This is a genomic window from Actinoplanes sp. NPDC051633 (assembly GCF_040681735.1).
GTDB lineage: Bacteria > Actinomycetota > Actinomycetes > Mycobacteriales > Micromonosporaceae > Actinoplanes.
Window position 1 is genome coordinate 1 of record NZ_JBFAZH010000397.1, and the last position, 6,203, is coordinate 6,203.

At 70.9% G+C, this 6,203-nt stretch carries 8 protein-coding genes; 1 reads left to right on the top strand and 7 read right to left on the bottom strand.

Translation table 11 applies throughout. The features are described 5' to 3' along the window. From AB0M20_RS21680 to AB0M20_RS21690, 3 genes are all read right to left on the bottom strand, one after another. Window positions 1–329 (bottom strand): isocitrate lyase/phosphoenolpyruvate mutase family protein (locus AB0M20_RS21680; protein ID WP_364300768.1); only part of this gene is annotated, 329 nt, incomplete at its 3' end. A gap of 76 nt (window positions 330–405) precedes the next feature. Next, window positions 406–987, bottom strand: a complete 582-nt coding sequence (locus AB0M20_RS21685) for a DUF1349 domain-containing protein (RefSeq protein ID WP_364300770.1) — start codon at window positions 985–987, stop codon at window positions 406–408. A gap of 215 nt (window positions 988–1,202) precedes the next feature. Further along, window positions 1,203–2,036, bottom strand: coding sequence for an alpha/beta hydrolase (locus AB0M20_RS21690; protein WP_364300782.1), 834 nt, complete (start codon window positions 2,034–2,036; stop codon window positions 1,203–1,205). Between the two features lie 366 nt (window positions 2,037–2,402). On the opposite strand from AB0M20_RS21690, the gene AB0M20_RS21695 reads away from it, so the two are divergent. Further along, on the top strand, window positions 2,403–2,999 hold the full coding sequence (locus tag AB0M20_RS21695; RefSeq protein WP_364300772.1) for a QsdR family transcriptional regulator: 597 nt from the start codon (window positions 2,403–2,405) through the stop codon (window positions 2,997–2,999). Here the strand turns inward: AB0M20_RS21695 and AB0M20_RS21700 are convergent. The 4 genes from AB0M20_RS21700 to AB0M20_RS21715 are packed head-to-tail and all read right to left on the bottom strand — an operon-like array spanning window position 2,993 to window position 6,065. Further along, window positions 2,993–3,676, bottom strand: coding sequence for an SDR family NAD(P)-dependent oxidoreductase (locus tag AB0M20_RS21700; protein WP_364300774.1), 684 nt, complete (start codon window positions 3,674–3,676; stop codon window positions 2,993–2,995). The genes AB0M20_RS21695 and AB0M20_RS21700 overlap by 7 nt on opposite strands. 9 nt (window positions 3,677–3,685) lie before the next feature. Beyond that, a complete protein-coding gene (locus AB0M20_RS21705; protein WP_364300776.1) occupies window positions 3,686–4,573 on the bottom strand; it encodes a bile acid:sodium symporter family protein in 888 nt (295 codons plus the stop codon). Window positions 4,574–4,631: 58 nt separating this feature from the next. Further along, the gene (locus AB0M20_RS21710) at window positions 4,632–5,126 is read right to left on the bottom strand and encodes a nuclear transport factor 2 family protein (RefSeq protein WP_364300778.1); all 495 of its coding nucleotides are present in this window, start codon (window positions 5,124–5,126) and stop codon (window positions 4,632–4,634) included. Window positions 5,127–5,150: 24 nt separating this feature from the next. Next, window positions 5,151–6,065, bottom strand: coding sequence for a hypothetical protein (locus tag AB0M20_RS21715; protein WP_364300780.1), 915 nt, complete (start codon window positions 6,063–6,065; stop codon window positions 5,151–5,153). Window positions 6,066–6,203: the final 138 nt, after the last annotated feature.

A 6,203-nucleotide genomic window follows, 5' to 3' on the forward strand; every position in this document is an offset into this window, starting at 1 on the left:
CGCACGACGGCGGTCACGGTCGCCGCGACGGTTTCGGGGTCGCGCCCGTACCCGGCCTCGATGTCGGCGGAGACGGGCACCCGCACCGCCGCGGCGATCGACTCGACGACCGCCGCAACGCGCGCCGCGCCGAGGTCGGCCCCGTCGGGTGTGCCGAGCGACCAGGCCATCCCGGCGCTCGTCGTGGCGATCGCCTTCGCTCCGCGGCCGGCGATCACGACCGCCGAGCCGACGTCCCAGGCGTTGGCCAGCAGCAGCGGATCACCTTTGCGGTGCAGCCCGGCGAAGATCTCGGCCTGTCGCACCTGCGATTCATGCGTCGTCGTCATGACCCGGGAACCTACGGACAACGGCCCGGCGAGTCCGGCCGGATTCGGACTTCAAGCCCCGTGGTTTCCGGTGTCGTCAGGACCCGTCCCGTGCGTCCGCCAGGGTCGTCGGGGTGAGCCGGACGTCCGTCACCCGGGCGGTCAGCCCCTCGCCCATCGGCGACTGCACGCAGACTCCGGCACGATGGCCCGCCACCGGCCCCAGCGTGAAGAGGCGCACGAGCGACCAGTACACCCCGTCCGCGGAGTGGTGGAACGCGTAGACCGCATCGGTGCGGGAGATCCGCAGCCACGACCGGCCCGGCTGCGGCACGGTCGGCCCGTTGGCGTCGTCCGACACCTCGCGCGTCACCACGGTCACGATCATGTCGGTGCCGGCGGGCGATCGTTCCAGGGCCAGCTTCGCCCAGGTGACCGGGCCGCCGTGGACGAAGAGGGCGATGGCGTCGAACGTGCTCGACAGCGGCGCCTCGACGAGTGCGCTCAGCTGGAAATCCCCGTCGACCGGGGTCAGGACGAGCGGCGCCGAGGCGACCGGGTCACCGCCGGCCGGGTCGACGAACCAGTCCGTACGCGCCGAGGCGGTCAGCGGCCCGGAGCCCGGTGCCTCCGCACGGTTTCCGTCGACGTCCTGCCACTCGCTCGGCTTCTCTGACATGACGAAGATCGTGCCGGTCGGCCGACCCGAGGACAAGCCGGGCACGCAAAGGCGATGACGAGCCGCCGGCCAGGCGGGTGCGGATGGCTATCCAGTTACGCCGCATGGCTTCCGCCGGCGCGGCCGGCGCTCGTCGTCATATCGACTCTGACCTGCGATTACCCGGTCCGCAACGGCTGCGACGGAACTACAGGATCGTAATTCGCGCCGGACGGCTACGAGTTCGGGCAGGTGTCGCGATAGTCCGACACCGCGCTGCCGTTCGACGGGCCGGGGCACAGGAACTGCTCGTACCTCGTGTCGTTGTCGACGAAGCGCTTCAGCCACGAGACGCTGAACGCCGAGATGGTCGTGTTCGTCGAGTTGGGCGCGAAGTGCGACGCGCCGTTCAGCTCGAGATAAGCCTTGTCGAGCGATGCCGGCATGCTGGTGAAGAACGGGATCGAGTGGGACGCCACCGGGGCGATCGAGTCGTTCTCCGCACCGACGACCAGGGTCGGCACGGCGATCTCGGGCCAGCTCTTGTCGAGGTTCCACCCGGTCAGCGGGATCGCGGCCTGCAGAGCCGGGCGGCTCTTGGCGGCCTCGAGCGTTCCCCCGCCACCCATCGAGTGACCCATGACGGCGAGCCGGGAGGCGTCGATGCGGCCGCGGACGCTGCTGGAGCCGGTCAGGTAGTCCAGCGCCGCGAGCAGCTGGCGTCCCCGGCTGGCGGGCTGATCCGACCGGGTCAGCGTGTCGATGTTGAAGACGACGAAGCCCTGCGAGGCGATGCGCGGCGCGAGCCACGCCATGCTGGACCGGCCCGCCGTGTAGCCCGGCGCGATGGCCACCGCACCGAAGGTGCCGCTGCTCGTGCTGGTCGGGTAATAGATGTCGCCGCCACCGAACCCCCTGGCGGCCAGGGACGAGACATTCGTCTGCGAGATGGCGAAGGAACCGCGGCTCGCCTGGATGCTGCTCTGGGTCGGCGCCGGTCCTCGCTCGAACGGGTTCACCGCGGCGTCGGCGGACGGCGCCAGCGTCACCCCGGCGGCGGCGAGCGTCATCGCGGCGGCCGCGCCGATCAGATGACGGGCGCGCGGCGACCGGCGGCGCGCGGGCGCCTCCTGAGCAATTGTCAATGCCATCGATATCTCCTTCGGTGGCCCGATGGAAATTCGCGCGGACGTGCGCTGATCTTCCCGGCATCGGGTCGTGGCCGAATCGATGGTGATGCCGGTCGGCGTCGGCATTCAAGCCGGGAAATAATCGTGAGACGGCCGTCGCAGGAATATCGGTCATACGTACCTTCCGTTCTGACCGATTCTGATCTTCACCTCGCGGAGAAGGATTGCTAACGTGAGCGCGCGGATGCGCTCTGTTGACCGCTTCGCGACATCCGTGGCGAGAAGACGGGCGATGGTGGACGGCACATGGCGGGCGAGGGCACCGATGCGGCCGGCCGGGCCAGCCGCCGCGTCGTCAGCCACGAGCAGGTGGTCAAGGCCGGGGTCGACCACTTCCTGAGCCGGTCGACGCTGGACATGGAGGCGCTGGCCGGCGAGCTCGCGATCAGCCGCGCCACGCTCTATCGGGTGGCCCAGAGCCGGGACGCGCTGCTGACCGACATCTTGCGGACGATCACCGAGGCGATGCTCCGCGAATCACGGGCGGCCCGGACCAAGGACGGATTCGACGGGGTGATCGAGGTTTCCCGCCATTTCGGCGAACAATTGCGGTCCCCGATCATCGAGCGTTTCCTGAAACAGGATCCGGAGGCCGCCGCACGTACGTTGTTCACACCGGCCGGCGCCGTTCACGAGAGCGCGGTCGCCGCACAGCTGGAAATCTTCGCCGAGACCGGATTGACCGAACGCCTGCGGCGCGACGGCGACGACGTGCAGCTCGCCTATCTGTACGTCCGGACGGTCGCCGCATACCTCTATTCCGAGTTCTTCACCGGCCGCAGAGCCGACTTCGACGAACTCGTCCCGGCGCTACGGTCCCTGCTGCTGAGCCGCTCTCAATAGGTGGCGCGGCCGCCACTGATGTCGTAGACCGCTCCGGTCGAGAAGCTGACCCGGTCGGAGGCGAGCCACGCGATCAGCTCGGCCACCTCCTCGGCCCGGCCGAGGCGCTTCATCGGGATCAGGCTGGTGATGTGCGCGAGGGCCTCGGCGCCGGTGGCGGCGTTCATCGGGGTCTCGATCACCGCCGGCGCGATGGCGTTGGCCAGCACCCCGCTGGTGGCCAGCTCCTTGCCCAGCGACTTGGTCAGGCCGATGACGGCGGCCTTGGACGCCGAGTACGGCGACATCGCGGGGTTGCCGTCCTTGCCGGCCATGCTCGCGATGTTCACGATCCGGCCCCAGCCGCGCTCGCGCATGCCGGGCACGAACGCCTTGCAGGTGTTGAAGGTGCCGCGCACGTTCACCGCGAAGGTACGTTCCCAGCCGTCCAGCGGGACCTCCCACAGCGGCACGTTGGGCCCCACGATGCCCGCGGAGTTGACCAGGATGTCGACCGGCCCGATCCGGCCGGCTGCCGCAGCGACGGCGTCGGCGTCGGTGACGTCGACCTCGAGGTCGGCGCCCGCGGCAATGTCCAGCCGGACGACCCGCACGCCGTCGGCGGCGAGACGCGTCGCCGCGGCGGCGCCGAGGCCGCTCATGCCGCCGGTGATGACCGCGGTGCGGGGAACGCTCACGGAAGCTCCTCAGGTTCGGGCGGGCAACGGCGTTGTCGCGCCCGCGGCCGCTCGGTCGCGGATCAGAAGCCCGAAGCCGAAGGCGATGAAGAACATCAGAACCCCGTAGACGGCTGCGGGCAAGCTCAGCCCCACGGAGCCGAGGACCGTCTGCCCGATCACGATGGCCAGGGTGGCGTTGTGGATGCCGATCTCGAACGACGACGCGATCGCCTGCGGCCGCGACACCCGGAGCAGACGCGGCACGAGATAGCCGATCCCGAGGCTCAGGACGCAGAACGTGACCGTGATGAGCGCCAGCTGCCCGGCGTTGTCGGCGAGCAGCGTCCAGTTCGAGGCGACCGCGCCCGCCACCACGACGACGAGCACGACCACCGAGACGATGCGTACGGGGCGGTCCATCCGCTCCGCGAACCGCGGCCGGAAGCGGCGTACGGCCATGCCGATCGCCACCGGCACCAGCACGATCGCGAACACCTCGAGGACCTTGCGCCACTGCATCCCGAGCTGATCGTCGAACGGCGCGAAGTGGTCGATCGCGAAGTTCGTGATCAGCGGCAGGGTCACCAGGGCGATCGCCGAGCTGACCGCGGTGAGCGTGATGTTGAGTGCGATGTCGCCGCGGAACAGGTGGCTGAAGAGGTTGGCGGTGGTGCCACCGGGCGACGCGGCGAGGAGCATCATGCCGACCGCGAGCAGAGCGGGCAGGTCGAAGAGCAGCACCAGCCCGAAACAGACGGCCGGCAGCAGCACCAGCTGGCAGATCAGCGCGGCGACCACCGCCTTGGGCTGACTGAGCACGCGGCCGAAGTCGCCGACGGTGAGGCTGAGCCCGAGCCCGAGCATGATGATGCCGAGCGCGATCGGCAGCCCGATGGTGGTCATCGATGATCCCATGGCCAGACAGTGTGCCCAACCAAGCCCTCGACGGCGAGGGGCAGCACCGCAGTCGTGGTCATCGATCGCGGGGTTTCGCGCGCGGCATGATCGTGCGCTCGCCGCTGTGCGTCATCGCGTTCAGCGGCCCGGTCGCCAGTCCGACCAGCCGCGCCAGCCCGGGCTGGCCCTGCCGGCGCAGCAGCCGTGGCCCGATCCCGGCCATCACCTGGGTCAGGGCGGGCAGGGGCCGGCCGAAGAAGGTGATCTCCCGGATCAGGCCGGCTCCGTCCAGGCGCAGCAGCTGCGCCTCCTCGAGCGCGTCGGTCCCGGCACGGCCATGGTAGAAGAGCGACCACGTGTCGTCCGCGCCCAGCACGGTGTGGTAGCGGATGTCGTGGATGACCTCGAAGGCGGCGGTCAGCACGGTGGTCACCTGAGCCGGCCCCCGGAACCGGAAGGCCGCGGTCAGCGGCGAGATCATCTCCACGTCCGGCGACAGGCAGCGCCCGGCGGCCGCCGCGTCACCGCGCTCACCGGCGGCCCGCCAGGCCGCGATCGTCTCGTTGTCCATTGTGGTTCCTCCCCGTCGCGGTCTTCACCACCGCAGGCTGATCTCCAGCGCCTCGGAGGGGGCGGCCGGGTCGTCGGCGTCGACGACGGCCAGCAGCCGCATCCCGTCGGCGTTCGTCTCACGCACCGCCAGGCCCTCGACCTTCGGCACCCCGCCGGGCAGCACCGGCAGTTCGGCGACCGCCCGGACGGCCCGGTCGTCGAGCAGGGCCAGCGCCGCGCCGACCACGGGCCCGTCGTCCACCGCGTTCGGCGTGTCCTCGGCGGCGGCGCTGACCAGGACCCGCCCGTCGCCCAGGGCCACCGCGTCGGTGACCGCCAGCGCGACGTGGCCGACGGCGCCCAGGTCGTACCGGCGTGGATCGGCGACCCCGACGCGGTCCGCCCCCGCCCCGGTCATCGCGCCGAGCAGGGCGGTGAGATCGACATCCACGGACGCGGTGGGAACGCCGGCCACGAGGTTGCCGCGCTGGAACCACCGCAGCCGATCGTCCACCTGGCAGGCGCCCTCCAGGTTGAGCAGGCCCACCGGAAGGCCGAGCGCCGCGGCGACCCGCTCGTACAGCGGGGTCAGGTCGGCCACCGCGAAGGACGGGCCGGCCGGGCCGAGGGTCACCAGCGACGCCCGCATCCGGGCCGCGGTGGAGCCGGAACCCAGCAGCAGCACCCCGGCCGCTCCCCCGCCCGCGACCGGGCACGCCGCCTCGAAGTCGGGCTTCAGGTGTTTCGTGCCGGCGGCCGAGCTGAACACCTCCAGACCGTCGACCGGGTCGACGACACGCACCGCGGTCACCGAACCCGGGCGCCACCAGGCGGCGTGCGTCGCGTCGTCCTGCACGACCAGGTATCCGTCCCCGAACTCGGCGATCGCGGAGGCGGCGCGCACCGGCGAGCCGTCGCCGAAGGTCAACGCCGTCGTCTCCGCCACCCGCACCCGCACAGCTCTTCCCTCCGTCGACGCGAGAGTAGACGTGAGAGTAGCGGAAGCGGAACGTCCGGATCCGGCTTTAGGTTGAGGGCATGACTGACGAACAGATCGTGCTTCTCGGTGGCCTCTGGCTCGACGCGTCGGCCTGGG

Bases quoted from the DNA above. Each gene is read 5' to 3' on its own strand.
- AB0M20_RS21690 (WP_364300782.1), bottom strand. From the start codon at position 2,036: ATGACGCTCGCCGCCGCCGGGGTGACGCTGGCGCCGTCCGCCGACGCC.
- AB0M20_RS21710 (WP_364300778.1), bottom strand. From the start codon at position 5,126: ATGGACAACGAGACGATCGCGGCCTGGCGGGCCGCCGGTGAGCGCGGT.
- AB0M20_RS21685 (WP_364300770.1), bottom strand. From the start codon at position 987: ATGTCAGAGAAGCCGAGCGAGTGGCAGGACGTCGACGGAAACCGTGCG.
- AB0M20_RS21705 (WP_364300776.1), bottom strand. From the start codon at position 4,573: ATGGGATCATCGATGACCACCATCGGGCTGCCGATCGCGCTCGGCATC.
- AB0M20_RS21695 (WP_364300772.1), top strand. From the start codon at position 2,403: ATGGCGGGCGAGGGCACCGATGCGGCCGGCCGGGCCAGCCGCCGCGTC.